Source organism: Amycolatopsis sp. NPDC052450 (assembly GCF_044547565.1).
Classification (GTDB): domain Bacteria; phylum Actinomycetota; class Actinomycetes; order Mycobacteriales; family Pseudonocardiaceae; genus Amycolatopsis.
The window spans coordinates 1-24,563 of record NZ_JBIUAQ010000029.1 but is presented as its reverse complement, the minus strand read 5'-3'; the positions used below and the strand labels follow the sequence as shown (position 1 = coordinate 24,563).

Here is a 24,563-nt window from a genome sequence, read left to right as displayed (position 1 = left end):
CCTTTCATTGCGTTCGAGGGGCGCTCAAACGAGCCAGGCGGCCGCATCGGGCGGCAGTTTCCCGTTCACCAGCGGAACGCTCGACAGCAGCACCTCACCGGGCGGCAGCGCGATCGGGCTGGCCGACGTGTTCAGCGCGCACACCAGCCCGCCGCCGCGCCGCCGGAACGCGAAACATCCGGCGGGCGCGCCGTACCACTCGAGATCGTCACCGCCGAAGGCCTTGTGCGACTTGCGGATCTCGATCGCCTGCCGGTACAGCGACAGCGTCGACGCCGGATCCTCCAGTTGCGCCTCCACCGTCACCGACGCCCACGAAGCGGGCATCGGCAGCCATGTCCGCGGATTGCGTGAGAACCCGAACGGCGGCAGGTCGCCTTCCCACGGCAGCGGCACCCGTGACGCGTCACGGCCGAACTCGGCGCCGGAGGTCTTGGCACGCGGGTCCGCGAGCGCTTCCGGCGGGAGGTCGACGTTGCCGAGCCCCAGTTCCTCACCGTTGTACAGATAGACCACCCCGGGCAGCGCGAGTTCGACGAGCGCCATCGCCCGCGCGCGCCGCACGCCGCGTTCGCCGCCGCCGTAGCGGCTGACTTGCCGCCAGACGTCGTGGTTGCCCAACGTCCAGGTGGCGGGGGCTCCGGCCGACTTCGGCACCGCCAGGGACCGCTCGATGGCCGTCCGCAGCGCGTCCGCGTCGAAATGCGTGAGCACGAGCCGGAAGTCGAACGCCAGATGCAGCTCGTCGGGCCGCAGGTAGCGAGCGAGGCGTTCCTCGTCGGTCACCCAGATCTCGCCGGCGGCCATCGTGCCCGGGTATTCGTCGAGCACCTTGCGGATCATCTGGTGGATCTCGTGGACGCGGTCGTTGTCGAACCTCGGGTCGTAGAACTCGCTCGGCCCGAGCGGGTTCACCCGCGGGTCCATGTCCGGCAGGCCCGGCGGTTTCGCCATGCCGTGCGCGACGTCGACGCGGAAGCCGTCCACCCCGTGGTCCAGCCAGAACCGCAGGGTCCGCTCCAGATCGGCCGCGACCTCGTGGTTGGCCCAGTTCAGGTCCGGCTGTTGCGGCGAGAACAGGTGCAGGTACCACTGGCCGTCCGGGACCCGCGTCCACGCCGGGCCGCCGAACGCGCTGACCCAGTTGTTCGGCGGCAGTTCGCCGCGCGGGCCGAGCCCGTCACGGAAGATGTAGCGATCCCGCTCGGGGCTGCCCGGCGGCGCCGCCATCGCCGATTTGAACCAGGCGTGGGTGTTGCTGGTGTGGTTGGGGACGACGTCGACGGTGACCTTGATGCCGCGTTTGTGCGCCTCGGTCAGCAGGACGTCGAAGTCGCCGAGGGTGCCGAACATCGGGTCGACGTCGCGCGGGTCCGCGATGTCGTAGCCGTGGTCGGCCATGGGGGAGCGGTAGAACGGCGTCAGCCACAACGCGTCGACCCCGAGCAACTCCAGGTAACCGAGCTTGCCGCGGATGCCTTCGAGGTCACCGACGCCGTCCCCGTCCGAATCGGCGAACGAGCGCACGTAGACCTGGTAGAAGACCGCCTGGTCCCACCAAGCCGCGCCCGTCGCCATCACACGAAGCTGTTCATCATGCTGTTGGCGGCCATTTCGAGATACGCCCACAGTTGCGAGCGGTAGGGCTCCTCGATGTGCTCCTCGTCGACCGCGATCCTGATGCAGCGCAACCAGGCGTCGCGTTCGATCGGGCCGATCTTGAACGGGGCGTGCCGCATCCGCAGCCTGGGGTGACCGCGCTGATCCGAGTAGGTGTGCGGGCCGCCCCAGTACTGCATGAGGAACAGTCGGAAACGCTCCTCGGCCGGGCCGAGGTCCTCCTCGGGGTACAGCGGGCGAAGCACCTCGTCGACGGCGACTTCGGCGTAGAACCGCGCGACGATCCGGGTGAAGGCGGGTTCACCGCCGATCGCTTCGTACAAGGTGGCGGGGTCAGGTTCGGTCACGGACACAGCTCCATTCTGCCCTTGTCCTACTGCGGGGCGGGGCCGGTGGACATAAAGCGTCCCAGCGGCGGCTCGAAGCCGGCCTCGTCCAGCGCGGCGAGCAGATGCGCCCGCAGCGCGCGCTGGACGGCCCACTGCTTGCCAGGGCGGACCTTCACCGTCATGCGGACCTTGATGCCTTCGGGCGTGACGGTCTCCACACCGAGCATCTCGGGCGGCTCGAGGACGTTGGGCGCCAGCCCCTCACTCTCCAGGAGGGCCGTCGACTTCTGGGCCATCAGTTCGATGGCCTTCTCGACGTCGGCGGAGTAGCTGAGGGGGACGTCGACGACGGCGACCGCGAAGCCCTGGCTCGAGTTGCCGACCCGGAGCACCTCGCCGTTGCGGACGTACCAGACGGTGCCGTTGATGTCACGCAGGGTGGTGATCCGGAGGCCCACGGCCTCGACGGTGCCGGACGCTTCGCCGACGTCGACGACGTCACCGACGCCGTATTGGTCCTCGATCATCATGAAGATGCCGGAGAGGAAGTCTTTGACGAGATTCTGCGCGCCGAAACCGAGCGCGACGCCGACGATGCCGGCGGAGGCGATGATCGGCGCCAGGTCGATGCCCAGTTCGCCGAGTACGAGGATGAACGCGAGGCCGTAGATCAGGAACGTCGCCATCGACTTGAGCACCGAGCCGATCGTGGCGGCGCGCTGACGACGTCGTTCCATCACCGCCGAGCCGAGCACTTCGGGAGCCTTCTCCCGCAGCGGTCTCAACAGGGCGGGCAGCTTCGAGGAACCGCTCGGCATCCGCGTCACGCGGTTGATCAGGCGTCGCACCAGGTACCGCAGCAGGAACGCCACGGCGACGATCATCAGGATCCTGAGCGGCTTGGTCAGCAGCCAGCCTGCCGACGCGGACAGCCACTCGTTTTTTGTGACCTGGAACACCTGGTAGCAGAAGGTTTCGGCGTCTCGCGTGCAGGCCGGGGGTTCCGTGGGCAGCAGGTTCACTGAGAAGAAATGTCCTTTCGTACTCGGCAGGGTTCGTTCGCGCTGCTCCGCGCGGCGGAGATTCGGAATACCTGCTCACAGGTGGCCGCCGGGTCGCGGGCATGTGACACGTCCACTAACACACGTGCGTTTTGGGGCTGATCTGTGGTCGACTATGCCTGCACCGGTGGAGGTGGTCGAGTGCCAGACCGACAACCCATCCCCCTCGGCGTCCCGAGCCAAGCCTTGGCCGGACAGGCGCCGGAGGTCGTGTTGCGCGCTCATCCGGGAGGTGCCCCCTCGCACGGGGCCCCACCGGCCGGGCCGGGAACGCGGCCAGGGGGTGTAGCCCGTCCGCCCGGACAGCGTAGAGGGCGGGACCCGTCGACCACGGCGGTACCCACTGCGACATCAGCGTCGTCTTGGGGCCGCAGACGGGTATTGCTGTTGAACGCCACGTTCGAGCCGCTCACGGCGCTGCCGTTGCGGCGCGCGGTGGTCCTCGTGATGTGTGGCAAGGCCGAGGTGGTGCACGGCGACCCCGGAGGACTCGAACTGCACGCCGCCACGGTCTCGCTGCCCGTGCCTTCGGTGATCCGGCTGAGCACCTACGTGCGCGTGCCCTACCGCGCACAGGTGCCGCTGACCCGGGCCGGGCTGATGCACCGCGACCGGTACCGCTGCGCCTACTGCGGAGGGCGGGCCGAGACGATCGACCACGTCGTCCCGCGCAGTCGCGGTGGCCCCCACAGCTGGACGAACTGCGTGGCCTGCTGCGCCAAGTGCAACCACCGGAAGGCGGACAAGCTGCTTTCCGAGATCGGCTGGCGGCTGCGCGTCGTGCCGAGGGCCCCGCACGGGCCGCACTGGCGGCTGCTCGCGCATTCGAAGGAGGCCGACCCGTTGTGGCGGCCGTACCTGGGAACCGCGGCCTGATCAGACCATGAACACGTCGGCGCCCCGGCTGCCTTGCGGCGGCCGGGGCGAGCCGATGATGCCGTGATGAAGCTCGTTACGGAGTACGCCGTCCCCCGTTGACCGGTCGTGCCCGAACTCAGGCGGCGAGGGAGAAGTCGCTCTGGCAGGTGACGCGGGTGCCACGGGTGACGCGGGTCCCCCGCGTGACACGCGTGCCGCAGGTGACGCGGGTTCCGGCGGTCACGCGGGTGCCGCGAGTGACGCGCGTGCCACGGGTGACGCGGGTGCCGGCGGTGACTCGAGTGCCTCGGGTGACGCGCGTTCCGCGAGTGACCCGGGTACCGGCGGTGACCCGCGTACCGCGAGTGACACGAGTACCGCGAGTAACCCGTGTGCCCGCCGTCACACGGGTGCCGGGGACGAATCCAATTTCGAAGAGTGACGAAACGTCGTCGATGATCGCCTGGCCGGGTGTCTGGGTGCTCTGCATGACATATCCTCCTGCGACCGGTGCGTTACCTGCTGGGGTGGGAGAGCTGGGCGCAAGGCCCGTACAGGTGAAAAAGCTACGAGGATTTCAAGGCTCCGACAAGACGACAGCGCCGGGTGCGGCCGCCCGTACGTTGAGTTGCAACCTTTCGGCCTTGAGGGCTTCGGCCCAACGTGGGAGCGCTTTCGCGGCAAGCGGCGGACGGCCCCCTCCGGACGGTGAGCGGTTGGTGCCGCGGCGCACACCCGTGCGAGCGGGTGCGGCCGCACGCCATCGGATACGCTCACGCGCGTGAACCTTGTCGAGACGATCCTGGTCTTCGCGGTGATCCCCTTGGTCATCTACGCGCTTTGCGGGGTGGCCACGCTGCGGTCGAAGGGCGCGGGCGTCGCCCGGTACCGGCCGGGGCAGCCGTGGGAGTACCCGGCCATGTGGTGGAGCGCCAACCCCGACGGGGTCGGCGCCAGGCATTCGCACGCGGGCGGCGCGACCGCCGTCGGTGCGGCGGACGGAGCTTCGGTGACGGGAGGCGCTCGTGGCAACTGGTGAACTGACCCATTCGTCCACCGCTGTTGACGAAGAGCCCGGTTACGGCGCCGCCGTTACTTCCAGCGGCCGGATTTCCGCCGCCAAGATGTACGAACCGGCTGGGCCGATCAGCCCATTCACCACCCAGCAGCTCGCCCGGTTGGACGAGGCGCTGACGCTGGCCAGCCGCGAGACCGGCCTGGACTTCAGTGTGTACCTCGGCGATCTCGGTGAGGACACGCGCGTCACCGCCGAAGGCCTGCTGGCCTCGACCGACAACCCGGCCGACGCCGTGGTGGTCGCCGTGTCGCCCGGACAGCGCGCCATCGAGATCGTGACGGGCTCGCAGGCCCGGTTCCGCCTGCCCGACCGCGGCGCGAAGCTCGCCGTGGCCAGCATGGTGGCCTCCTTCAAGGAAGGCGACCTCATCGGCGGCCTCGTGAACGCGCTTCGCATGCTGAGCGACCAGGCGGGCGCTCCGCAGCACTGACGCTCTTCAGCCGCTTTCAAGTGCAATGAAGGGGCCTTTCATAGCAAATTTTGCTATGAAAGGCCCCTTCATTGCGTTACGTGACTAGACCCCGGCCTGCGAGTCGAACTCACGGGCGGCCAGCGCCCGCACGATCCCGGCCCGGCCTTCCGACACCAGACGGCGCAGCGCCGCCGGGTGCTCCCCGGCAAGCCACTCGTCCGACGCCTCGACGGTCGCCGGTTCGACGGCCCACGACGGGTACAGCCCGACCACGGTCGGCTGCGCCCGCTCGCTGGAGCGCCGCTGCCACACCTCGTCGATGACCTCGAAGTAGCGCGTCACGTAGCCGCCGAGCAGGTGCTTCTGGCCGGGGTGGGAGAAGCCGGTGATGAGAGAGTCGCTGACCGCGTTGGGCAGCTCGTCGTCGTACACCGCCCGCTGCCACGCGTCGGCCTTGGCCTCGGCGGTCGGCCGCAGCGCCCGCGAGCGCTCCGCCTGACGCCGTCCGGCGGCGGTGTCGTCCTTCGCGAGCTCGGTGTCGATCTCGGGGTTCTCCGCCTTGCCGTGTGCGACGAGCGCGTGCAGCAGCCGCCAGCGCAGGTCGGTGTCGACGGTCAGGCCGTCGAGCGGCGCCGTGCCGTCGAGCCAGCCCGCGATGATCGCCAGCGTCTTGTCGTCGAGCACGCATCCGGCGAGCGAGTTGACGAACGCGAGCTGGTGGTCCGAACCGGCCTCGGCGCCCTGCGCCAGCTCCAGCAGCCGCGAGCTGAACTCCGGCCAGCCCTTGTCCGCCGCCCACGCCGGGTTCGCGTACGAGTTCAGCGCCGTCTGCGCCTGCAGCAGCAGCCGCTGCACCACACCGACCTCGGTCTCGGTGTGCACGCCGCGCTGCACCAGCGTGACGAAGTCGCGGGCCTTGAGCTCGGCCTCGCGCGTCATCTCCCACGCCGCCGACCAGCACAGCGTGCGGGGCAGCGGTTCGGTGATGTCGGCGATGCGGTCGATCAGCGTGGTCAGCGACGCCGGGTCGAGCCGCATCGTGCAGTAGGTCAGGTCGTCGTCGTTGACCAGCACGAGCTTGCCAGCCGGGAGGCCGACCAGGTCCGGCACCTCGGTGCGTTCGCCGTCGATGTCGAGCTCGACGCGGTGCTTGCGGACGATCTTGCCGTGCTCGTCCTCGTCGTAGACCCCGACCGCGACCCGGTGCGCGCGCAGTTCACCGGCACCCGGCTTGGCACCGGTCTGGGTGACGGCGAAAGCGGTGTACTTCCCGTCGGCGCCGACCTCGTAGCGCGGGCTCAGCGAGTTGAGGCCGGTGGTCTCCAGCCACTGCGCGCTCCACCACGACAGGTCGCGGCCGGAGGCCTCTTCCAGCGCACCCAGCAGATCCGCCAGGGTCGCGTTGCCCCAGGCGTGCTTGCCGAAGTAGACCTTGAGGCCTTCGAGGAAGTGGTCGAGACCGACGTAGGCGACGAGCTGCTTCAGGACACTCGCGCCCTTGGCGTAGGTGATCCCGTCGAAGTTCACCTCGACCGCGTGCAGGTCGACGATGTCCGCGGCGATCGGATGCGTCGAGGGCAGCTGGTCCTGCCGGTACGCCCACGACTTCTCGATGTTCGCGAAGCTGGTCCACGCGTTCTTGTATTCGGTGGCCTCGGCCTGGGCGAGCACGCTCGCGAAGGTCGCGAACGACTCGTTCAGCCACAGGTCGTCCCACCAGCGCATGGTGACCAGGTCGCCGAACCACATGTGCGCCATCTCGTGCAGCAGCGTCTCGGCGCGGCGCTCGTAGTAGTAGCGCGTGACGCGGCTCCGGAAGACGTAGTCCTCCAGGAAGGTGACGGCGCCGGCGTTCTCCATCGCGCCCGCGTTGAACTCCGGCACGAACAGCTGGTCGTACTTGGAGAACGGGTACGGGGTGGCGAATTTCTCGTGGTAGAAGGCGAAACCCTGTTTGGTCTCGGTGAACAGCTTGTCCGCGTCCATATGCTCGGCGAGCGAGGCGCGGCAGTAGATGCCCAGCGGGATCGTGCGGTGGGCGTCGGAGAACTCGTCGTGCCACTCGCTGTACGGGCCGGCGATCAACGCGACCAGGTAGGTCGAGATCCGCTCGGACACCTTGAACACGGTGCGGACGGCCCCTTCCGGGGTCTCCTCGGCCGACTCGATCAGCGCGTTCGAAATGACCTTCCAGTCCTTCGGCGCGACGACGGTGAGCCGGTAGACCGACTTGAGGTCGGGCTGGTCGAAGCAGGCGAACATGCGCTTCGCGTCCGCGGTCTCGAACTGCGTGTAGAGGTAGACGCCGTCGTCGACCGGGTCGACGAAGCGGTGCAGGCCCTCGCCGGTGTTCATGTACCGGCAGACCGCGTCCACGACGAGCTCGTTCGACTCGGCGAGCGCGGGCAGCTCGACGCCCTTGTCCTCGACGTACCCGCTGACGTCGAGTTCCGTCCCGTTGAGGACGGCCGACTCGATCCCCTCGGCGACGATGTCGACCCACGACGCTTCGCCGCTTCTGGCGCTCGCGAACTTGATCGTCGTCTTCGACGTGAAGGTCTTCTCACCGGGACCGCCGCGGCCGTCGGTCAGATCCAGCTCGATGTCGTAGGACTCGACGTCGAGCAGCTCCGCGCGCAGCTTGGCTTGGTCTCGGGTCAGGTTGGGGGCGGGCACTGGCACCTCTGGTCATCGGTATCGGTTTTGGTTTCCAACTACTGGCATCCAATCATGTCCAGGCCGGTGCTGACGACGGGAACAACGCCGATGGCCGCGATGTTGGCTCGCTGTGTAGCACTCTGTGCGTACCGGCCCACCCAAGACGATGGCACTGGGAGAACCTGATGACCGCCCCGTCCGAGACGACCAAGGTCGACTTCTACTTCGATCCGATCTGCCCGTTCGCCTGGATCAGCTCGCGCTGGATCCTCGAGGTGGAGAAGCACCGCGACCTCGACCTGAGGTTCCGGATCATGAGCCTGTCCGAGCTGAACAGCGGCCGCGAGGACCTGCCTGAGCAGTACAAGGAGCTGTTGGACCGCGGCTGGGGTCCCGTCCGCGTCGCCACCGCGCTGGCGCAGAAGAACGGCGAAGAGGCCCTGCGCGACTTCTACACGGAGTTCGGCACGCGCCATCACAACCAGGGCGACAAGGACATCCCGAAGGTCATCAAGGAGACCCTCGAGGCCATCGGCGCCCCGGCCGAGCTGGCCGACGCCGCGGAGTCAGCCGAGTACGACGAAGCGCTGAAAAAGAGTCACTACGAAGGTATGAATCCGGTCGGAATGGACGTCGGCACCCCGACCATCCACATCGACGGCGTCGCCTTCTTCGGCCCGGTGCTCAGCTCGATCCCGCGTGGCGAGGAAGCCGTCAAGGTGTTCGACGGCGCCCGCGCGCTGGCGAGCTACCCGGACTTCTTCGAGCTGAAGCGCACCCGGTCCGGTGAGCTGAACTTCGACTAAGGCGTCGCCAGTGCGGCCCTGGTGACATCGTCGGGGTAGGAGGACCTCACGACGGCTTCGTCCGTCGTGAGGTCTCCCTCCGCGATCCGGGCCTTGAGCGTGACGAGTTCACGCAACCCGTCGCGGTGCTTTTCGATGAACGCGGTGTCGACCGGGTCCCCGTGCCCGGCCACGATGATCTTCGGCTCCAGCGCGCGGATCGCGTCCATCACACCGGACCATTCGGCCAGGAAACTGCCGTCGTTGAACGAGAACGCGCTGAAGCCTGCTTCCGCGTTCTCGACGGCGTCGCCCGCGTAGACGACTCCCGCGTCGGGCACGTGCACGAACAGGTCGTGATCGGTGTGCGCCCGGCCGAGGAAGCGCAGCACGACGGTGCGGCCGCCGAGGTCGATCTCCGCGGTGTCGGTGACCAGCTTGCCGGGCAGGGTGATCTCGGTGCGCTCCAGCGCCTCCGCCATCTCGGGCCGGTTCTCGCCGAGGTAGTGCTGGATCCACTTGCGGCGCGCGCCCTCGCCGTAGGTGGTCAGCTCGGCCACGCACCCTTCGTGCGCCCAAACGTCGCACGGCAGGAACGCCGTGGTGCCGAAGGCGTGGTCGAAATGGGCGTGGGTGTAGACGACCGACCACGGCAGCGGCGTGATCTCCCGGACCGCCGCGGCCAGTTCGGCACCCTGGTCGACGTCGCCGCGGACGTCGACGACCAGGCAGCGCTCACTGCCGACGACGAGGCCGACGGTCAGGTCCAGCTCTTCGTAACGGCGGGCGTACACGCCGTCCGCGAGTTCGAGCCAAGTCACGAATCCTCCAGAATTCCGTTGCGCAGCAAGGGAACGATGCTGCTCGTATCGAGCCTCGCGGCGAGTGTCACGTCGTTCGCGTGTCCGGCCGCGGCGAGCTCACGTCCTGAAGAACACTCTGTCAGTGCTTCGGCGATGTCGATCGATTTCGCCGCGATGGCGGCGAGACGCGCTTCGGCGGACAGACGGCCGTAGCCGTCCAGCGCCGCGACGATCGCTCCTGCGCCGAGCTGGTCCTCGACGCACGGCCTGAGCGGCCCGAACGTCGTGGCTTCGGTGTGGATGTCGATACCCCAGCGTTCCCCCGCCGGGATCACGCCGATCGGCGCACCGTCCGCCAGTTCCGCCGCGCGGGCGGCGACGGCCGTCGCGTTGCGCAGGCAACCCGCCAGGACGACGGCACCGGTCGTGGCTGCGGCGTCGCAGAGCGTGGCGCCGTTGGGGGAGGGGAGCGCGAGGAGGGTGCCGGAAGGGATTTCCGTCACAGACGAAGGTCGCAAGGTCCACCGTTTTTCACCCGCGAGGATGGCTCCTCGCGCTTTCGCGGCTTCCGCACCGCGCTGATCGCGCCAGCGGACGGGCAGTACGCGGCCGCCGTTGCCGAGGACGAGATCCGTTGTGGTGCAGAAGGAAAGTACGTCGACGATGACGAGAACGGCGCAGTCCGCGCCCAGCGCGGCGACTCCCTCGGTTCCCCATTCGAGTCTGATGTCCACCCCCACAGCATGCTCGCCCGGGAACGTGATGGCAGACTCCGCGCTGTGCGTGTTTACCTTGGCTCCGACCATGCCGGTTTCGAACTGAAGAACCACCTCGTGGCCCACCTCAAGGAGCAGGGCCACGACGTCGAGGACGTCGGCCCCTTCGTCTACGACGCGGCCGACGACTACCCCGCGTTCTGCATCGAGGCGGCCCGCCGCGTCGTCGCGGACGAGGGCAGCCTCGGCATCGTCGTCGGCGGCTCCGGCAACGGCGAGCAGATCGCGGCCAACAAGGTGAAGGGCGCTCGCGCCGGCCTCGCGTGGAGCGTCGAGACCGCGAAGCTCACCCGCGAGCACAACCACGCCCAGCTGATCGGCGTCGGCGCGCGGATGCACACCACCGAAGAGGCCACGGAGATCGTCGAGGCGTTCCTCGCGACCCCGCCGAGCCCGGACGAGCGCCACGGCCGCCGCGTCCAGCAGATCCTGGACTACGAGAACACCGGCTGGCCGCCGCCGCTTCCCGAGCACTGACATGCCCGAGGGGCACACGCTCCATCGCCTGGCACGTCTGCACAAACGCCGTTTCGCCGGTCACCCGGTCGAGGTGAGCAGCCCGCAAGGACGCTTCGCCGGTGAAGCGTCCCGTTTGGACGGCCGGGTGCTGGTCAAGGCCGAGGCGTACGGGAAGCACCTGTTCCACGACTACGGTCCACACGGGACAGTGCATGTCCACCTCGGCCTCTACGGCACGTTCTCCGACGTGCCGCTGCCCGCGCTGGAACCGGTGGGGCAGGTGCGGATGCGGCTGGTCGGCCCGACGCATTCCGCCGACCTGCGCGGCCCGAACCAGTGCGAACTCCTGGACGGACCCCAGGTCGACGCGATCAAGGCGCGGCTCGGCCCGGACCCGCTGCGCCGGGACGCGAAGCCGGACAAGGCGTGGGAGCGGATTTCGCGGTCGAAGACGTCGATCGCGGCACTGCTGATGGACCAGTCGGTGCTGGCGGGCGTCGGCAACGTGTATCGCGCCGAGGTGCTTTTCCGGCACGGTGTCGCCCCGCTCGTCCCCGGTCGCGCGCTCGACCGCGGGCTGTGGGACGACATGTGGGCGGATCTCGTGACGCTCATGCGGCACGGTGTCCGGGTGGGACGGATCGACACGGTCGCGCCGGAGCATCTGCCCGAGGCGACCGGCCGCGCGCCGCGGCAGGACCGGCACGGGGGCGAGGTCTACGTCTACCGCCGCGAGGGGCAGCCTTGTCTCGTGTGCGGGACGGCGGTGCTGCGGAGCGATCTGGCCGCACGGAACCTCTTCTGGTGCCCGACCTGCCAGCCCGCCTGACGAGCTGAGTGGCACTGACGTGAGGTGTCGCGAAAGCCACTTTCGGGACCACTGACGTCCCGAAAGTGGCTTTCGCGACATGCCACAGTGCCCTAACCGCCCAAGAGCCGTCTCTACCGCCGCGACGTTGCCGAAGGTGCCGCAAAGCCGTGAGGGCCTCCTTCCCTACTCTCAAGGTAGGGAAGGAGGCCCTCACGGCTTTGCCTACCCGCCTGGCGGTCTTCCCGAACGCTATGAACGGTCCGTTACTTGCAAAATTTGCAAGTAACGGACCGTTCATAGCGCTTGAGGGACGGGGCGCGGACTAGAAGTCGAAGCCGCCGCCGTCGAACCCGCCGCCATCGAAACCGCCACCGTCGAACCCACCGGCGTCTCCGCCCGTGTCGCCTCCGGCGTCACCACCCGCGTCACCGGCACCGGCGTCCTCCTGGCCCGCGTCATAGCCCGATTCCCAGGCCGACGCGCTCGCGATACCCGCCATCCCGGAGAACATCGCGCTGAACAGCAGCATCGAGCCGAGACCCCAGGCGCCGGCGACGAGCGCGGGCTTCCACCACGGCTCGCTGTACCAGCCCTGCGGCACCGGACGGCCTGCCACGCGGCCGCCGGGGTAGTAGTGGGGCGTCCGCTGGCTCGGGTCCGGCGAGGCCTCGTAGTGCTCGCCCTCGACGTCGACGGAGCGGTACTCGGTGACCTTGCCGGCGCGGTCGCGCTCTTCGCTTGCGGGCAGTTCGGGACCGGGGTCCATGCCCATCGCGAGGCGGGCCGCGCGGACGTAATAGAGGCCTTCGATGGCGGTCTCGCGCACCAGCCGGGCCTGTTCGACGCTCTGCGCCTGCTCCATCTGCGAGCCCGCCGCGGTGAAGCGTTCGGACGCGTCCGCCATCGCCTGCTGCGAGGCGGTGTCCGTGCCGGTGAGGTTCATGACCTGACCGCCGAGCCGCTCGACGAGGCGCCGTGCGTCGGCCTTCGCGTCGTCCAGCTGGCGCTTCTTGGCCGCCGCCTGGGATTTCGCGAAGTAGATGCCGCCGCCGGCCACGACGACGAGGAGCACGATCAGGAAGATCGCGGTACCCATGGGTTCACTCCAGGAATCGTTCGGCCTTTGCTCCGATCAACGCGGACGGCCCGCCGGTGGTTCCCGCGCGCACTGGCGGCAGAAACTAGAACACGTTATAGTTCGGCTCCATGAAGTTCACCCTGTCGATCGCGATGAATCCGCTCGATCAGCTGGGCGAGCTCGCCCGCGCCGCCGAAGAGGCGGGTTTCTCCTCGATCGCGCTCCCGGATTCCCTGTTCTATTCCGAAACGGTCTCGGCCGACTATCCGTACACGCCGGACGGCAGTCGCTTCTGGACCGAGGAGACGCCCTGGGCCGATCCGCTGGTCGCGGCCGCCTCGATGGGGGCGGTCACCGAACGGCTCACGTTCTACACCTCCGTGCTCAAACTCGGCTCCCGCAATCCGGTCCTGCTCGCGCGTCAGGTCAACTCGGTCGCGGCGCTGACCGGCGGCCGGTTCGGCCTCGGGCTCGGCGTCGGCTGGTCGCCGGAGGAGTTCCGCTGGTGCGGCGCCCCGTACGAGAAGCGCGGCAAGCGCGTGGACGAGGCCATCGAGGTGCTGCGGCTGATCCTCGACGGCGGGATGGTCGAATTCCACGGCGAGTTCTTCGACTTCGACAAGCTCCGCATGAGCCCGACGCCGCCGTCGCGGGTGCCGTTCTACATCGGCGGTCACACCGACGTCGCGCTGCGCCGGGCCGCCCGCGTCGCCGACGGCTGGTCGTCGGCGATGATGAAGTTCGACGACCTCCGCGACACGATCGCCAAACTGCGCGGGCTGCTGGCCGAACGGGGCCGCGCCGACGATCCCTTCGAGTACCAGGCCGTCTGCATCGACAAGTTCGGTCTCGACGGCTATCGCGAACAGGGCGACATCGGCGTCACCGACATCATCACCATGCCGTGGGTGTTCGACGGTCTCGGTTTCGACGCCGAAGTCGGCCCGAAACTCGATTCCATCAAGAAGTTCGGCGACGAGATCATCGCGAAGATGGGGGAGTGAACCATGGGTGTCGACGTCTGCTGGGATCCGGCCGCCACACAGCCGCCCGCGCGCCAAGCCGCGTTCCGCTCGATGACCGCCGTCACCGCCGGGGAGAAAGCCGCCTGGCTCGAACTCTTCGCCGGGGACGCCGTCGTCGAGGACCCCATCGGCCCCTCGATGTTCGACGAAGAGGGCAAGGGACATCACGGGCACGACGGGATCAGTGCCTTCTGGGACAAGACGATCGCGAACGTCGAACGCTTCCAGTTCACCATCCGCGACTCCCATGCCGCCGGTGACGAGGTCGCGAACGTCGGGACGATCACGACGTACCTGCCCGGCGGCTACCGCGTCGACACCGACGGCGTGTTCGTCTACCGGGTGCGCGAGGACGGGCTGATCGTGTCGATGCGCGCGTTCTGGGAAACCGGGCGCGCCATGGCCACCGCCAGGAAGGCCGATGAGTGACACCCGTGCCTGACCTCACCGCCGGGTAGGTTCACGCCATGCGGATCGGCGTGGTCAAGGTCGTGCTCCTGGTGGTGGGGTTCTACGCCTTGGACACGCTGATCTTCCTCCTGCTCGCCTTCGGTGGCGGCTTCCTGCTGGCCGGGATCGACAACGTCCCGCTGTTCATCCTCGCCGGGCTCGGCCTCGGCCTGCTTTTCGGCACCGGGGTCGCGGCGCTCCTGCCGTTGCGCCCGGCGCCCTTCGTGCCGAAAGGGGTTCCGCTCTACCGCGACGACGCCCCTGAGCTGTGGGCGACCCTCGCCGAACTGGCGGAGGCGATCGGCACCCGGCTGCCGGACCAGGTGTGGCTCACCGCCGGGCCGGGGGCGTCGGTCGTCGAGGAAGCGCGGCTGTTCGGCTTGAAACCCGGTCGCCGGTTTCTGTCGATCGGCCTTCCGACGCTCCAAGCGTTCACCCGTGCCCAGGCTCGCGCCGTGCTGGCGCACGAGTTCGCCCATTACGGTCAGCTCGACGGCCGGACCAGCGTGACCGGCTACCGCTCCCACGTCGCCGTCGCGCGGATGCTCGACCGCTTTCCCCGAAGCACGATCAACCCCTTGGCGTGGCTGTTCCGCGGCTACGCGCGGCTGTTCGTCCTCACCCAGCGGGTGGCGAGCCGCCGCCGTGAATACGGGGCCGACCAGGTCATGGGCCGGCTCGCCGGGCGGGCCACCGCGCACTCGGCGTTGCGGCTGCACGCGCGGCTCGACGGGGAATGGACGCGGTACCTCGGCGTCCACGTCGAACCCGGGGCGGAGGTCGAGATGGCCCCCGACACCGTCTACGGCGGTTTCGCCAGAATGCTCGAAGCGCGGCGCGAATGGCTGGCCACCGTCGACGCGCCCCTCCGGCTCCCTTCGCGCTGGGACACCCATCCGCCGACGGCGGAACGGCTGTGGGCCTTGGAAACCGCACCCGGCAAGTCCGATGTGGACGAACGTCCGGCACTGGGCCTGCTCGCCGATCCCGTCCGGTCCACCGCCCGGCTCGAAGAGGCGTCGTTCGACTTCGGTGAGCGCCGTCGTCTCCCCTGGGACACCTACCCGCGCGAGGCGGCATCGGCGCGGCTGAAGGTCGAAGCCGAGGCCGCGTACCGGGCCATCGCCCGGGCGTCGGGACAGTCAGGCGGCAGCCTCGAAACGCTTCTCACGTTGCCGGGAGCGGATGTCCCGGAGGACGGGGTCATGGCCGCCGTCGTCCTGGCCGCCCTGGACGCGGGCACGATGCGCTTCGTGCACCGGTGGGACGACGAACCGGATTTCGTCCTCGCCGATGGGTCTTTCCTGGACTTCGACCTCGTCGAGGATCTGCTGATCGGCGAACCCGAGCATGTCGCGCGTGCCCGCGCGGCACTGGCGGAACTGGGCATCGACCCGGCGGCCGCGAACGGCGGGACGGAGCGGCTTTCGCCGGGGGAGGCGCCGGTGATCGGCGGGCTGGCGAACGTGAAATTCGACGATTCGCTCGGCCATCTGGTCATCACCGAACGCGGCCTGATCTTCTCACCCGCGCCGGGGACCGAGTCCGACTCCGGGAAAGAAGCATTGCTCGCGCTGATGGCGCAGGCCCCGTTCGCGGTCGCCGCCAGGGCGGGCGCGGTATGGCTGCCGTACGAGGAGTTCTCACGCGTGGAGAAGCAGCGTGACATCCCGCTCAAGGCGACCGTGACCCTCTACGACGGCACCGAGCACCGGATCCACGCCGTCTACACCGGCTACGTCCACGAGAAGTCGCACGAGACGATCCTCCAGGTGCTCAGGTGAGCCGCTCCGCGCGCCGGGCCAGGTACTGCTTCTCGGGTTCGCTCGCGGTCTTCTCGGCGGCTCGGAGGTAGGCCTCGCGCGCGGCGCCGGTGTCGCCTGCCAGTTCCAGCAGATGCCCCCGCACAGAATCGAGGCGGTGGGTCTGGCTCATCCGGCTGTCGTCGTCGAGGGTGGCCAGCAGTTCGAGACCTGCTTCCGGCCCGTTGACCTCGGCGACCGCGACGGCGCGGTTGAGCGTGACGACAGGGCCGGGCGAAACCTTCTCCAGGACGTCGAAGAGCGCGAGGATCTGTGACCAGTCCGTCCCGGCCGCGGTGGCCGCCTCACTGTGGACGGCGGCGATCGCGGCCTGCACCTGGTACGGCCCGACCGGGCCCGCTTCCAGTGCCGCGCTCACCAGCGAAACGCCTTCGGCGATCATTTCCGCGTTCCAGCGCGACCGGTCCTGCTCGGCGAGGGGGACGAGCGAGCCGTCTTCGCCGGCGCGGGCGGCGCGGCGGGCGTCGGTCAGCAGCATGAGCGCGAGCAGGCCGGTGACCTCGTCCTCTTCCGGCATGAGCCGCCGCAGCAGCCGGGTCAGCCGGATCGCCTCGGCGGTCAGGTCGGCGCGGTGCAGGTCGGGGCCGCCGCTGGTCGTGTAGCCCTCGTTGAAGATCAGGTACAGCACCTGGAGGACGACGCGGACCCGCTCGGCGAGCTCCGTCGCCGGCGGCAGGACGAATTCGGCGCCCGCCTTCTTGATGGTCTGTTTCGCCCGGCTGATCCGCTGGGCCAGCGTCGATTCCGGGACCAGGAAGGCGTTCGCGATCTCGCCTGTGGTCAGGCCGCCGACGGCGCGCAGGGTGAGCGCGAGCTGCGACGGCGCGGACAGGGAAGGGTGGCAGCACAGGAAAAGGACGGTGAGCGTGTCGTCCGAATCGGCCACAGTGGACGGTTCGGCCAGATCCATCAGCGCGTTGTTCTCCTCGCGCCGCCGTCGCGCGCTTTCGCTGCGCCACTCGTCCACCAGCCGCCGTGACGCGACCGTCGCGAGCCACGACTTCGGACTGTCCGGGATGCCCTGCTCCGGCCACTGCTGCGCGGCCGAGAGCAGGGCTTCCTGGACGGCGTCCTCGCAGGCGTCGAACTGCCCGTGCTTGCGCACCAGCAACCCGATGACCTGCGGGGCCAGCTCCCGCAGGAGCGCTTCCACCTGACGATCGTCCTTCACGACGCCAGTCTTACCTCATGCGAGCGGTCAGGCGACGGGGGAGTAGTGCGAAGCGTCGCCTTCGAGGGACTCGCTCGGCACCCCGTCGATGCCCACCGGGACGTCGCCCGCCACGGTCACCCGGTTCAGGCGGCGCGGCAGGTCGTCGTAGTTGTCGACGGCGTAGTGCTGGGTGATGCGGTTGTCGAACAGCACCAGCTGGTTCGGCTCCCAGTTCACCCGCACGACGTTCTCCGGCCGCGTCACGTAGGACTGCAGCAGCCGCAGGATGTCCCGCGACTCGCCCTTCGACAGCCCGATGATCCGCTGCGCGAATCCGCCGATGTACAGCCCGCGCTCCCCGGTCACCGGATGCACCCGCACCACCGGGTGGACCGTGCGGAACTTCTGCGACACGAACACCTTCCGGCGTTCCTGCTCCGCATCGTCAAGGGTCTCCGGTGCCTTCGCGTAGTCGTAGTCGTTGGTGTGCTCGGCACGCAGCGTGTCCGCGAAGGCCCGGAGTGGCTCCGGCAGGTCCCGGTAGGCCGCCGCCGAGTTGGCGATCAGCGTTTCACTCATCGATGGCGCCCCCGCGCAGGAGGAACGACCAGGCTGCGCAGCGTGCTGGCCTTCGGCGGGTTGAGGACGAAGGTGACGTCGGTGTGCCACTGGTTCGCGCGGCCCTGCTCGCTGTCGACCGGCAGGATCGCGGGCTCGCCGTCCACCGACGGGACGGTCGGATGAGCCTTCGTCAGCTCGCCGAAATGCTCGGCGAACCGCTGCTGGCCCGCGTCGTCGAGGTCGACGTCGCGGAACACGAGGGCCTTGTGCTCGTGCAGGGCCTCGGTGACGAACGCGACGGTCGCGGCGTCGAGATCCTTGGCCGGATCGACGCCGACGACCTGCGCGCCGATCCTGCCGGTGATCTTGCGGACCTCGACCTGGGTGTTGAGGGCGGTCATGCGGCGTGCTCCTTTACTCGGATGCGGGTGACAGGGCGGGCGAGGCCGTAGTGGCCGCGCAAGGTCGTGGCGGTGTACTCGGTGCGGAACAGCCCGCGCCGCTGGAGTTCCGGGACGACGAGATCCACGAAGTCCTCCAGACCGCCCGGAAGCGTGGGCGGCATGACGTTGAAGCCGTCCGCGGCGCCTTCGGTGAACCAGTGCTCCAATTGGTCGGCTACTTGCGTGGCGGTGCCGGCGAAGACACGGTGACCGCGACCGCCTGCCAACCGCTCGATGAGCTGCCGGATGGTCAGGTTCTCGCGTCTCGCCAGGCCGGTGACCAGCTCGAACCGGCTTTGCGCGCCTTCGGTGAACGTGCCGACGTCGGGCAGCGGGCCGTCGAGCGGATACGGCGTCAGATCGTGGTCGAGCATGGTCGACAGTTGCCGCACGCCGTACGCGGGCGTGATGAGGGCGTTGAGTTCGGCCTCGCGTTCCTTCGCCTCGGCCTCCGTACGGCCCAGGATCGGGCTGATCCCCGGCAGGATCTTGATCTCCTCCGGCGAGCGCCCGTATTTCGCGAGCCTGCCCTTGACGTCGTCGTAGAAAGCCTTGCCCTCGGCGAAAGTCTGCTGCGCGGTGAACACCGCCTCGGCGAACCGGGCCGCGTACTCCTTGCCCGTCTCCGACGAACCCGCTTGGACCAGCAACGGATGCCCCTGCACCGGACGCGGGATGTTCAGCGGCCCGCGCACCTGGAAATGCGGGCCGTCGTGGTCGATCGGCCGGATGCGGTCGGTGTCGGCGTAGACGCCGCGCGCCTTGTCGATCACGGCCGCGCCGTCGTCCCAGCTGTCCCAGAGTTTCTTGGCGACTTCGACGAATTCGGTGGCGCGTTCGTAGCGCACCGCGTGCGACGGCCTGGCGTCGCGGTTGAAGTTGCGGGCCTCGTCCTCACCCGCCGACGTCACGATGTTCCAGCCCGCGCGGCCGCCGCTGAGATGGTCGAGCGACGCGAACTTCCGCGCCAGGTGGTACGGCTCGTTGTAGGTCGTCGACGCGGTGGCGATCAACCCGATGTGCTCCGTCGCGCCGGCCAGCGCCGAAAGCAGCGTCAGCGGCTCGAACAGGGTGTGCGAGTTGTAGCGGACGTTGCCCCACAAGGCGACACCGTCGGCGAGGAACAGCGAATCCAGCTTGCCGCGTTCCGCCGTGCGGGCGATGTCGACATAGTGCCTCAGGGTCGAGGCCCGGTGCGGATCCGTGCTCGGATGCCGCCAGGCCGCCTCGTGATGACCGTTCGGCATCACAAAAGCGTTGAGGTGCAGGTGTTTCATGCCTTCTCCTTGACACGCCAGGTGGAGAACCGCCGCTCCAGTGCGACGAAGCCCGCGTTGATGGCCAGCCCGAGCACCGAAACCGTGATGATCGCGGCGTACATCTGCTGGATCTGGAAGTTGACCTGCGAGTTGTTGATCAGATAGCCGAGCCCGGCCTTGGCGCCGACCATTTCGGCGGCGATCAGGATGAGGATCGAGTACGCCGCCGCCATCCGGATGCCGGTGAAGATGGTCGGCACCGCCGACGGCAGGATCACCTTGCGGAACAGGCTCGGACTCGACAGCCCGAGCGAACGCGCGGCCTTGACCAGCAAGGGATCCACGGTGTTCACCCCGGCGATCGTGTTGAGCAGCACCGGCCAGACGCAGGCGTAGACGATCAGCGCGATCTTGGACACCTCGCCGATGCCGAGCAGGAGCGTGAACACCGGCAGCAGGGCCAGCGCGGCGGTGTTGCGGGCCAGCTCCAGCAACGGGTTCAGGAACTCCGCGAGCGGGCGATACCAGGCGATCAGCAGCCCCAGTGGCACCGAGACCACCACCGCGATCACGAATCCGGCGGCGGACCGGCCGAGGCTCGCCAGCAGATGGTCGGCCAGTTGCCCGTTGAGGATCAGCTCCCAGAGCGCGACGAGATCTTCCGACAGCGGCGGAAGGAAGGTTCGCGTGCCCTCGTCGAGCAGGTACTGGGGTGCCAGCTCCCAGACCGCGAGGAAGAGCAGGATCGCCGCCGAACTGCGGAAAGCCTTGCTGAGCCTGCTCTTCTTGCGCGGTTTCGTGGCGGCTTTCGGTCCCGTGTGGACTGTCGGCGCCTCGAGGGTGGCGGTCATCAGGCGGCCCTCCGGATCTCGTCGTGCAGGAGTTCCCACAGGCGGTGGCGATGGGCCACGAACGCGGGCGCCGAGCGCAGGTCGTCGTTCGAGCGGTCGCCGAGGTCGATGTCGACGACGTCCTTGAGCCTGCCCGGCCGCGACGTGAGCACCGCGACCTTCTGTCCCAAGTAGACGGCCTCTTCGATGCTGTGGGTGATGAAGACGATGGTCTTGCCGGTGCGCTGCCAGATCCGCCGCAGTTCCTCCTGCAACAGTTCACGGGTCTGGGAATCCAGCGCGGCGTACGGTTCGTCCATCAGCAGTACGTCCGGGTCGTAGGCGAGGCTTCTCGCGATCGCGACGCGTTGCTTCATACCACCGGAAAGCTGGTGGGGGAGATGCTCCTCGAAACCGGAAAGCCCGACCAGGTCGAGGAATTCCCGGGCCCTGTCCGCGCGCTGCCGTTTGGTCAGCGTGCCGCCTTCGAGACCGAACTCGACGTTGGCGCGTGCGGTGCGCCACGGGAACAGCGCGTACTGCTGGAACACGACACCGCGATCCAAACCCGGGCCGGTGACGGGTTTCCCGTCGATCAGGACCTCGCCGGAGGTGGGTTTCGCGAGCCCGCCGAGCAGGTCGAGCAGCGTGGACTTCCCGGAGCCGCTCGGCCCGACGAGGGAGAGGAACGTGCCGTCCTCGATGTCGAGGGAGACGTCGTCCAGCGCGGTCAGCGTGTCGAAGGTCTTGGTGACCGAGCGGAGGCTGATCTTGGCGGTCATGCGCCACCGCCTTCGCGGTACGGGTTGAATTCGTTGGTGTAGAGCTTTTTGAGGTCGACCTGGTCGTTCTTGATGAACCCGGACTGCTTGAGCCAATCGGTCCAGAGCGTGTAGTCGTGGTCGGAGATCAGCCCGCCCTTGGTGACGCCGGTGCTCTTCCAGTACTTGAGCGTTTCGGTGTTCTCGTTGCGGCCGCGGTTGTGGATGATCTTGGTGAAGCGGGCGACCACCTCGTCGCGTGGCGTGGTGCGGGCCCATTCGATCGCCTTGGCCACGCCGGTGACGAAGGTCTTGGTGGTCTCCGGGTACCTCTTGATGAAGTCGGTCCGCAGCACGTACGGCCCGCCGTTGTAGGGACCGAACGCCTCGACATCCTTCACAATGGGTCGCACGCCGCCCCCGGCGAGGGCGCGATCCTGCAGGACGCCGTTGAGCGCGGCGACGTCGATCTGGCCGTTGCGCAGGGCCTGTTCGGTGTTGATCGGCGGGAGGACGACCAGTTGCACCTGGTCGATCTCGGCGTCGGTCAGGCCGTTGCGCTTGAGCCAGGTGTCCAGGGCGGCCTCCAGGTTCGCGCCGACGGTGTTGACGCCGACCTTCTTGCCGATGAGGTCACGCGGTGTGCGGATCGGGCTGTCTTCCTTGACGTAGAAGCCCAGAAAGGTCTTCTCGTCGGAGCCGTAGTAGTTGACGACCGCCTTGATCGGGGCGCCGGCGTCGACGAGTTTCGCGACCGCGCCGGTGAAGGCGCCGCCGAAATCGGTCTGGTCGGTCGCGGCGGACTGGATGTCCTGCGGTCCGCTGATCGTGTTGCCGACCCATTTGAGCTTGACCGGGCCGAAGTACCCGAGGTCCTCGGCGAGTTCGGGGAACGTGACGTTGTTCGCCGACCCCTGGTAGCGCAGTTCGAGTTTCTCGGGCTGTCCGGCCACGCCTGCCGGGGTCGCTGAGGCGCCGCAGCCCGACAGCGCCAATCCGGCGAGGAGCGCGGCGAGCAAGGGCACTGGTTTCTTCACGGTGGGCTCTTTCGTTCGGGTTCGCGTCGATGGAGAAGATTCTTCGCAGGCCCGGCGGAGAGCGTCAATTTTGCGATTTAGTGAAGTAACTCAAGAGGCGTTGGCGAGCCTTGTGAAGAGCGGATCTTCGTAGAGGGCGTTCAGCATGACCGCGGCGCCCGCTGTCGCCAGCTCGGTTCCCGGAAAACTCGACGCCACAACGTTTTTCGCCGCGTCCCGGCAGATCCAGGAGCGCTGAGCGACCTCGTCCCGGATCGTGGAAAGGCAACCTTCGACGTCGCGTACACTCTGGTCGAGCACGATGAGGATTTCCGGATTGAGGACGTCGAAGAGCAATGCGGCGGCCTGTCCGATAATTCGCGCACGCTCATGAAACAGTGCTATTGCGCTTTTGTTTCCCGATGCCGCCGAATGGAGTACATCGGTGAAAATCGGTTCTTCGACGAGCCCCGCTTCGAATGCCTTACGGGCGACCGTTCGCTCGGACACCGTGGCCTCCAGGCAGCCGGAACGCCCGCAGCGGCAAGGCTCCTCGCTGTCGTCGACCCGCAGATGCGCCACCGCGCCCGCGGCCGACCGCGGTCCATGATGGACGGTGTCACCGGTGGCGAAGGCGGCGTCGACCACGTTGCCGGTGAACAACTGCACCACACTGCTGCGCGCTCTCGGCTGCCCCAGCAGGCGTTCGGCGTGGATGAGCGCCCGCGAATGCCCGTCGACGCGGACGTCGAGACCTGTGACCTCGGTGAGCAGGTCGCGCAACGGAACCCCGCGCCAGCCGAGCAGGCCGTGCTCCACCACCGTCCCCGACGCCTCGTCGACCCAGCCGCCGGTCGCCACCCCCAACCCGAGCGGCGTCCGCTCCGGCGCGTGTCCGATGAGGAGGTCGTCGAGCAGCTCCGCGATCTGCGCGGCCTGCACCGCCGGCTCGGCACCGTGATGCGGTGCCTCGTGCTGTGCCAGCACCTTCCCGCGCAGGTCGAGCAACCCGACCGTCAGATGGTCGACCGCGACATGCGCCCCGCACACCACGAACCGTTCCGTGTCGAGGTCCACCGGCACATGCGGTCTGCCGACCGCGCCTGCCACCTCGGGCAGTTCGGTGAGGAACCCGCGGCGCATCAACTCGGCGACGTGCCCCGTGACGGCCGCGGCACTCAGCCCGGTGCGGCGCGCGATGGTGCTGCGCGCTATCGCCCCTTCGTCCAGCACCGCGCGGAGCACCGCACTGGCACTGGCGCTCCGCCTGCCCGTCACGGTGCCGATGTTCGCAAGCGGGTGCGGGTGGGCCTAGGGCTCTCACCATCCGGGAGCTGGTCAGGCGTTCAGCGGGCGGATGAACCGGGCGCTGTGCTCACAACGGTCCTCGTAGCCTCGCGCGCGGTAGAAGGCGTGCGCGGCGGTCCGATGGCGGGAACTGGTGACCTCCATGGTGTCGCAGCCCAAGCGCAGCGCCTCCGCCTCGGCCGCGGCGACCAACTCGCGTCCGACGCCCGAGCCGCGCCGGGTCTCGTCCACCACCAAGGCCACGATCCGCGCCACTGAGCCTTCTCGTTCGAAAAGCGGGATCGCGACCACCGCGACGACACCGACCACCGCGCCGTCCGCCTCGGCGACGAACGCGGCACCTTCGGGATGGCGGGCCCACCGTTCGAGGCGGCCGCGCACGTCCTCCACGTCGTTGTCCGGGTAACCCAGCTCGGCGAGCAGCGTGGTCACGGCGGGAGCGTCGGTGGTGAGGGCGTGGCGGATCTCCATGATCCTCATTAAAGCGGAGGGTCGCGGAGGTTTCGGCCGCTGACTTGGAGTGAGGGGTGTGTGGAAATGGGGACGTTGAGTGTCCCTGTTTCCACACGCCCGTCGTGATCGGTCCGGTCATGCGGACCGTGTGGGTTTCGGGTCATCCAACGCAACAAAATCCACACAGTCGATGTCGCCGGTCCACGTCCGCGTCGAGCAGCTGCCGGCCTGCATGGCGGTCTTGATCAGGTCCATCGCGGCCTCATCGAGTGACAACCGGCACGGCCGAGCCGAAACACCGGTGAAACCGCAGGCCAAAGGCCTTAAGTCGGGATGACAGGATTTGAACCTGCGACCCTCCGCTCCCAAAGCGGATGCGCTACCAAGCTGCGCCACATCCCGTGACTTCCCCGATCTCCCGGGGGGTGTGCGCACAGCCTAGCGGGTCACGCTAAGCTGTTTTCGCACCCGGTACTCCGGGGCATGCGGGTGTAGCTCAATGGTAGAGCCCTAGTCTTCCAAACTAGCTACGCGGGTTCGATTCCCGTCACCCGCTCCACAGCTCCACATCAGAACCCGCAGGCTCCTGGCCTGCGGGTTCTTTCGTGTCCAGGGGAAGGATCGGCTGGGGTGGTGGGGGGGGGGGGGGGGGGGGGGGGGGGCGCCCACCCCCCCCCCCCCCCCCCCCCAAAAAAAAAACAAAACAAAGAAAAACAGCAAACGGGGCCAGAGGTGCGGCGACAGAGGCGGCCG

At 68.4% G+C, this 24,563-nt stretch carries 23 protein-coding genes, 2 tRNA genes and 1 pseudogene; 10 read left to right on the top strand and 16 right to left on the bottom strand.

Features of this window, described 5'->3' with window-relative positions; all coding sequences use genetic code 11:
* Nucleotides 1-24: 24 nt before the first annotated feature.
* The 3 genes from ACIHAO_RS33795 to ACIHAO_RS33785 are packed head-to-tail and all read right to left on the bottom strand — an operon-like array spanning nt 25 to nt 2,971.
* A complete protein-coding gene (locus ACIHAO_RS33795) occupies nt 25-1,578 on the bottom strand; it encodes a glycoside hydrolase family 13 protein (RefSeq protein WP_396564775.1) in 1,554 nt (517 codons plus the stop codon).
* Nucleotides 1,578-1,973, bottom strand: a complete 396-nt coding sequence (locus ACIHAO_RS33790; protein ID WP_396564773.1) for a globin — start codon at nt 1,971-1,973, stop codon at nt 1,578-1,580. The genes ACIHAO_RS33795 and ACIHAO_RS33790 overlap by 1 nt, the downstream gene beginning before the upstream one ends.
* Before the next feature lie 20 nt (nt 1,974-1,993).
* Nucleotides 1,994-2,971: a mechanosensitive ion channel family protein gene (locus tag ACIHAO_RS33785; protein WP_396564771.1), complete on the bottom strand. Its 978-nt coding sequence runs from the start codon at nt 2,969-2,971 to the stop codon at nt 1,994-1,996.
* A gap of 420 nt (nt 2,972-3,391) precedes the next feature.
* Here ACIHAO_RS33785 and ACIHAO_RS33780 point away from each other — a divergent pair, with 420 nt between their 5' ends.
* From ACIHAO_RS33780 to ACIHAO_RS33770, 3 genes are all read left to right on the top strand, one after another.
* Nucleotides 3,392-3,886, top strand: a complete 495-nt coding sequence (locus ACIHAO_RS33780; RefSeq protein ID WP_037319481.1) for an HNH endonuclease — start codon at nt 3,392-3,394, stop codon at nt 3,884-3,886.
* Nucleotides 3,887-4,649: 763 nt separating this feature from the next.
* The gene (locus ACIHAO_RS33775; protein ID WP_034313897.1) at nt 4,650-4,907 is read left to right on the top strand and encodes a hypothetical protein; all 258 of its coding nucleotides are present in this window, start codon (nt 4,650-4,652) and stop codon (nt 4,905-4,907) included.
* A complete protein-coding gene (locus ACIHAO_RS33770; RefSeq protein WP_125785992.1) occupies nt 4,894-5,376 on the top strand; it encodes a DUF5130 family protein in 483 nt (160 codons plus the stop codon). The genes ACIHAO_RS33775 and ACIHAO_RS33770 overlap by 14 nt, the downstream gene beginning before the upstream one ends.
* 84 nt (nt 5,377-5,460) lie before the next feature.
* Here ACIHAO_RS33770 and pepN read toward each other — a convergent pair whose 3' ends face one another.
* The gene (gene pepN, locus ACIHAO_RS33765) at nt 5,461-8,034 is read right to left on the bottom strand and encodes an aminopeptidase N (protein ID WP_396564768.1); all 2,574 of its coding nucleotides are present in this window, start codon (nt 8,032-8,034) and stop codon (nt 5,461-5,463) included.
* Nucleotides 8,035-8,201: 167 nt separating this feature from the next.
* Between pepN and ACIHAO_RS33760 the strand changes: the two genes are divergently transcribed.
* On the top strand, nt 8,202-8,822 hold the full coding sequence (locus ACIHAO_RS33760) for a disulfide bond formation protein DsbA (protein ID WP_396564766.1): 621 nt from the start codon (nt 8,202-8,204) through the stop codon (nt 8,820-8,822).
* Here the strand turns inward: ACIHAO_RS33760 and ACIHAO_RS33755 are convergent.
* Both ACIHAO_RS33755 and ACIHAO_RS33750 read right to left on the bottom strand, forming a co-directional pair.
* Nucleotides 8,819-9,622: an MBL fold metallo-hydrolase gene (locus ACIHAO_RS33755; RefSeq protein ID WP_396564764.1), complete on the bottom strand. Its 804-nt coding sequence runs from the start codon at nt 9,620-9,622 to the stop codon at nt 8,819-8,821. The genes ACIHAO_RS33760 and ACIHAO_RS33755 overlap by 4 nt on opposite strands.
* The gene (locus ACIHAO_RS33750) at nt 9,619-10,338 is read right to left on the bottom strand and encodes a 2-phosphosulfolactate phosphatase (RefSeq protein ID WP_396564762.1); all 720 of its coding nucleotides are present in this window, start codon (nt 10,336-10,338) and stop codon (nt 9,619-9,621) included. Before ACIHAO_RS33750 ends, ACIHAO_RS33755 begins: the two co-directional genes overlap by 4 nt.
* A gap of 45 nt (nt 10,339-10,383) precedes the next feature.
* Between ACIHAO_RS33750 and ACIHAO_RS33745 the strand changes: the two genes are divergently transcribed.
* Nucleotides 10,384-10,857, top strand: coding sequence for a ribose-5-phosphate isomerase (locus ACIHAO_RS33745; protein WP_007034718.1), 474 nt, complete (start codon nt 10,384-10,386; stop codon nt 10,855-10,857).
* 1 nt (nt 10,858) lies between these two features.
* Nucleotides 10,859-11,668, top strand: coding sequence for an Fpg/Nei family DNA glycosylase (locus ACIHAO_RS33740; RefSeq protein WP_396564759.1), 810 nt, complete (start codon nt 10,859-10,861; stop codon nt 11,666-11,668).
* A gap of 304 nt (nt 11,669-11,972) precedes the next feature.
* Here ACIHAO_RS33740 and ACIHAO_RS33735 read toward each other — a convergent pair whose 3' ends face one another.
* The gene (locus ACIHAO_RS33735; RefSeq protein WP_396564757.1) at nt 11,973-12,746 is read right to left on the bottom strand and encodes a hypothetical protein; all 774 of its coding nucleotides are present in this window, start codon (nt 12,744-12,746) and stop codon (nt 11,973-11,975) included.
* Nucleotides 12,747-12,856: 110 nt separating this feature from the next.
* On the opposite strand from ACIHAO_RS33735, the gene ACIHAO_RS33730 reads away from it, so the two are divergent.
* From ACIHAO_RS33730 to ACIHAO_RS33720, 3 genes are read left to right on the top strand one after another with little or no spacing between them, the layout of a single operon-like run.
* A complete protein-coding gene (locus ACIHAO_RS33730) occupies nt 12,857-13,732 on the top strand; it encodes a TIGR03619 family F420-dependent LLM class oxidoreductase (protein ID WP_396564755.1) in 876 nt (291 codons plus the stop codon).
* A gap of 3 nt (nt 13,733-13,735) precedes the next feature.
* A complete protein-coding gene (locus ACIHAO_RS33725) occupies nt 13,736-14,182 on the top strand; it encodes a nuclear transport factor 2 family protein (protein WP_396564753.1) in 447 nt (148 codons plus the stop codon).
* Between the two features lie 38 nt (nt 14,183-14,220).
* On the top strand, nt 14,221-15,987 hold the full coding sequence (locus ACIHAO_RS33720; RefSeq protein WP_396564751.1) for a M48 family metalloprotease: 1,767 nt from the start codon (nt 14,221-14,223) through the stop codon (nt 15,985-15,987).
* Here ACIHAO_RS33720 and ACIHAO_RS33715 read toward each other — a convergent pair.
* From ACIHAO_RS33715 to ACIHAO_RS33675, 9 genes and pseudogenes are all read right to left on the bottom strand, one after another.
* Nucleotides 15,980-17,197 (bottom strand): RNA polymerase sigma factor, encoded by a 1,218-nt coding sequence (locus ACIHAO_RS33715; RefSeq protein WP_396564749.1) that lies wholly within the window; start codon nt 17,195-17,197, stop codon nt 15,980-15,982. The genes ACIHAO_RS33720 and ACIHAO_RS33715 overlap by 8 nt on opposite strands.
* Before the next feature lie 27 nt (nt 17,198-17,224).
* Nucleotides 17,225-18,141 (bottom strand): annotated as a pseudogene (locus ACIHAO_RS33710) (TauD/TfdA dioxygenase family protein).
* Nucleotides 18,138-19,460, bottom strand: a complete 1,323-nt coding sequence (locus tag ACIHAO_RS33705) for an LLM class flavin-dependent oxidoreductase (RefSeq protein WP_396564747.1) — start codon at nt 19,458-19,460, stop codon at nt 18,138-18,140. The pseudogene ACIHAO_RS33710 and the gene ACIHAO_RS33705 overlap by 4 nt, the downstream one beginning before the upstream one ends.
* Nucleotides 19,457-20,293, bottom strand: a complete 837-nt coding sequence (locus tag ACIHAO_RS33700) for an ABC transporter permease (RefSeq protein ID WP_396564745.1) — start codon at nt 20,291-20,293, stop codon at nt 19,457-19,459. Before ACIHAO_RS33700 ends, ACIHAO_RS33705 begins: the two co-directional genes overlap by 4 nt.
* Nucleotides 20,293-21,054, bottom strand: coding sequence for an ABC transporter ATP-binding protein (locus tag ACIHAO_RS33695; RefSeq protein ID WP_125676359.1), 762 nt, complete (start codon nt 21,052-21,054; stop codon nt 20,293-20,295). Before ACIHAO_RS33695 ends, ACIHAO_RS33700 begins: the two co-directional genes overlap by 1 nt.
* Nucleotides 21,051-22,070: an ABC transporter substrate-binding protein gene (locus ACIHAO_RS33690; protein WP_396564743.1), complete on the bottom strand. Its 1,020-nt coding sequence runs from the start codon at nt 22,068-22,070 to the stop codon at nt 21,051-21,053. The genes ACIHAO_RS33695 and ACIHAO_RS33690 overlap by 4 nt, the downstream gene beginning before the upstream one ends.
* A 90-nt stretch (nt 22,071-22,160) precedes the next feature.
* A complete protein-coding gene (locus ACIHAO_RS33685; protein WP_396564741.1) occupies nt 22,161-23,327 on the bottom strand; it encodes an ROK family protein in 1,167 nt (388 codons plus the stop codon).
* 60 nt (nt 23,328-23,387) lie between these two features.
* Nucleotides 23,388-23,828, bottom strand: coding sequence for a GNAT family N-acetyltransferase (locus tag ACIHAO_RS33680; protein ID WP_396564739.1), 441 nt, complete (start codon nt 23,826-23,828; stop codon nt 23,388-23,390).
* Between the two features lie 310 nt (nt 23,829-24,138).
* Nucleotides 24,139-24,212: transfer RNA gene (locus tag ACIHAO_RS33675), tRNA-Pro, on the bottom strand.
* Nucleotides 24,213-24,295: 83 nt separating this feature from the next.
* Between ACIHAO_RS33675 and ACIHAO_RS33670 the strand changes: the two genes are divergently transcribed.
* Nucleotides 24,296-24,369: transfer RNA gene (locus ACIHAO_RS33670), tRNA-Gly, on the top strand.
* Nucleotides 24,370-24,563: the final 194 nt, after the last annotated feature.

Excerpts from the sequence above, each read along its gene's own strand:
- ACIHAO_RS33795 (WP_396564775.1), bottom strand. The coding sequence starts at position 1,578 with ATGGCGACGGGCGCGGCTTGGTGGGACCAGGCGGTCTTCTACCAGGTC.
- ACIHAO_RS33760 (WP_396564766.1), top strand. The coding sequence starts at position 8,202 with ATGACCGCCCCGTCCGAGACGACCAAGGTCGACTTCTACTTCGATCCG.
- ACIHAO_RS33740 (WP_396564759.1), top strand. The coding sequence starts at position 10,859 with ATGCCCGAGGGGCACACGCTCCATCGCCTGGCACGTCTGCACAAACGC.
- ACIHAO_RS33735 (WP_396564757.1), bottom strand. The coding sequence starts at position 12,746 with ATGGGTACCGCGATCTTCCTGATCGTGCTCCTCGTCGTCGTGGCCGGC.
- ACIHAO_RS33730 (WP_396564755.1), top strand. The coding sequence starts at position 12,857 with ATGAAGTTCACCCTGTCGATCGCGATGAATCCGCTCGATCAGCTGGGC.
- ACIHAO_RS33725 (WP_396564753.1), top strand. The coding sequence starts at position 13,736 with ATGGGTGTCGACGTCTGCTGGGATCCGGCCGCCACACAGCCGCCCGCG.
- ACIHAO_RS33720 (WP_396564751.1), top strand. The coding sequence starts at position 14,221 with ATGCGGATCGGCGTGGTCAAGGTCGTGCTCCTGGTGGTGGGGTTCTAC.
- ACIHAO_RS33705 (WP_396564747.1), bottom strand. The coding sequence starts at position 19,460 with ATGAAACACCTGCACCTCAACGCTTTTGTGATGCCGAACGGTCATCAC.
- ACIHAO_RS33700 (WP_396564745.1), bottom strand. The coding sequence starts at position 20,293 with ATGACCGCCACCCTCGAGGCGCCGACAGTCCACACGGGACCGAAAGCC.
- ACIHAO_RS33695 (WP_125676359.1), bottom strand. The coding sequence starts at position 21,054 with ATGACCGCCAAGATCAGCCTCCGCTCGGTCACCAAGACCTTCGACACG.
- ACIHAO_RS33680 (WP_396564739.1), bottom strand. The coding sequence starts at position 23,828 with ATGGAGATCCGCCACGCCCTCACCACCGACGCTCCCGCCGTGACCACG.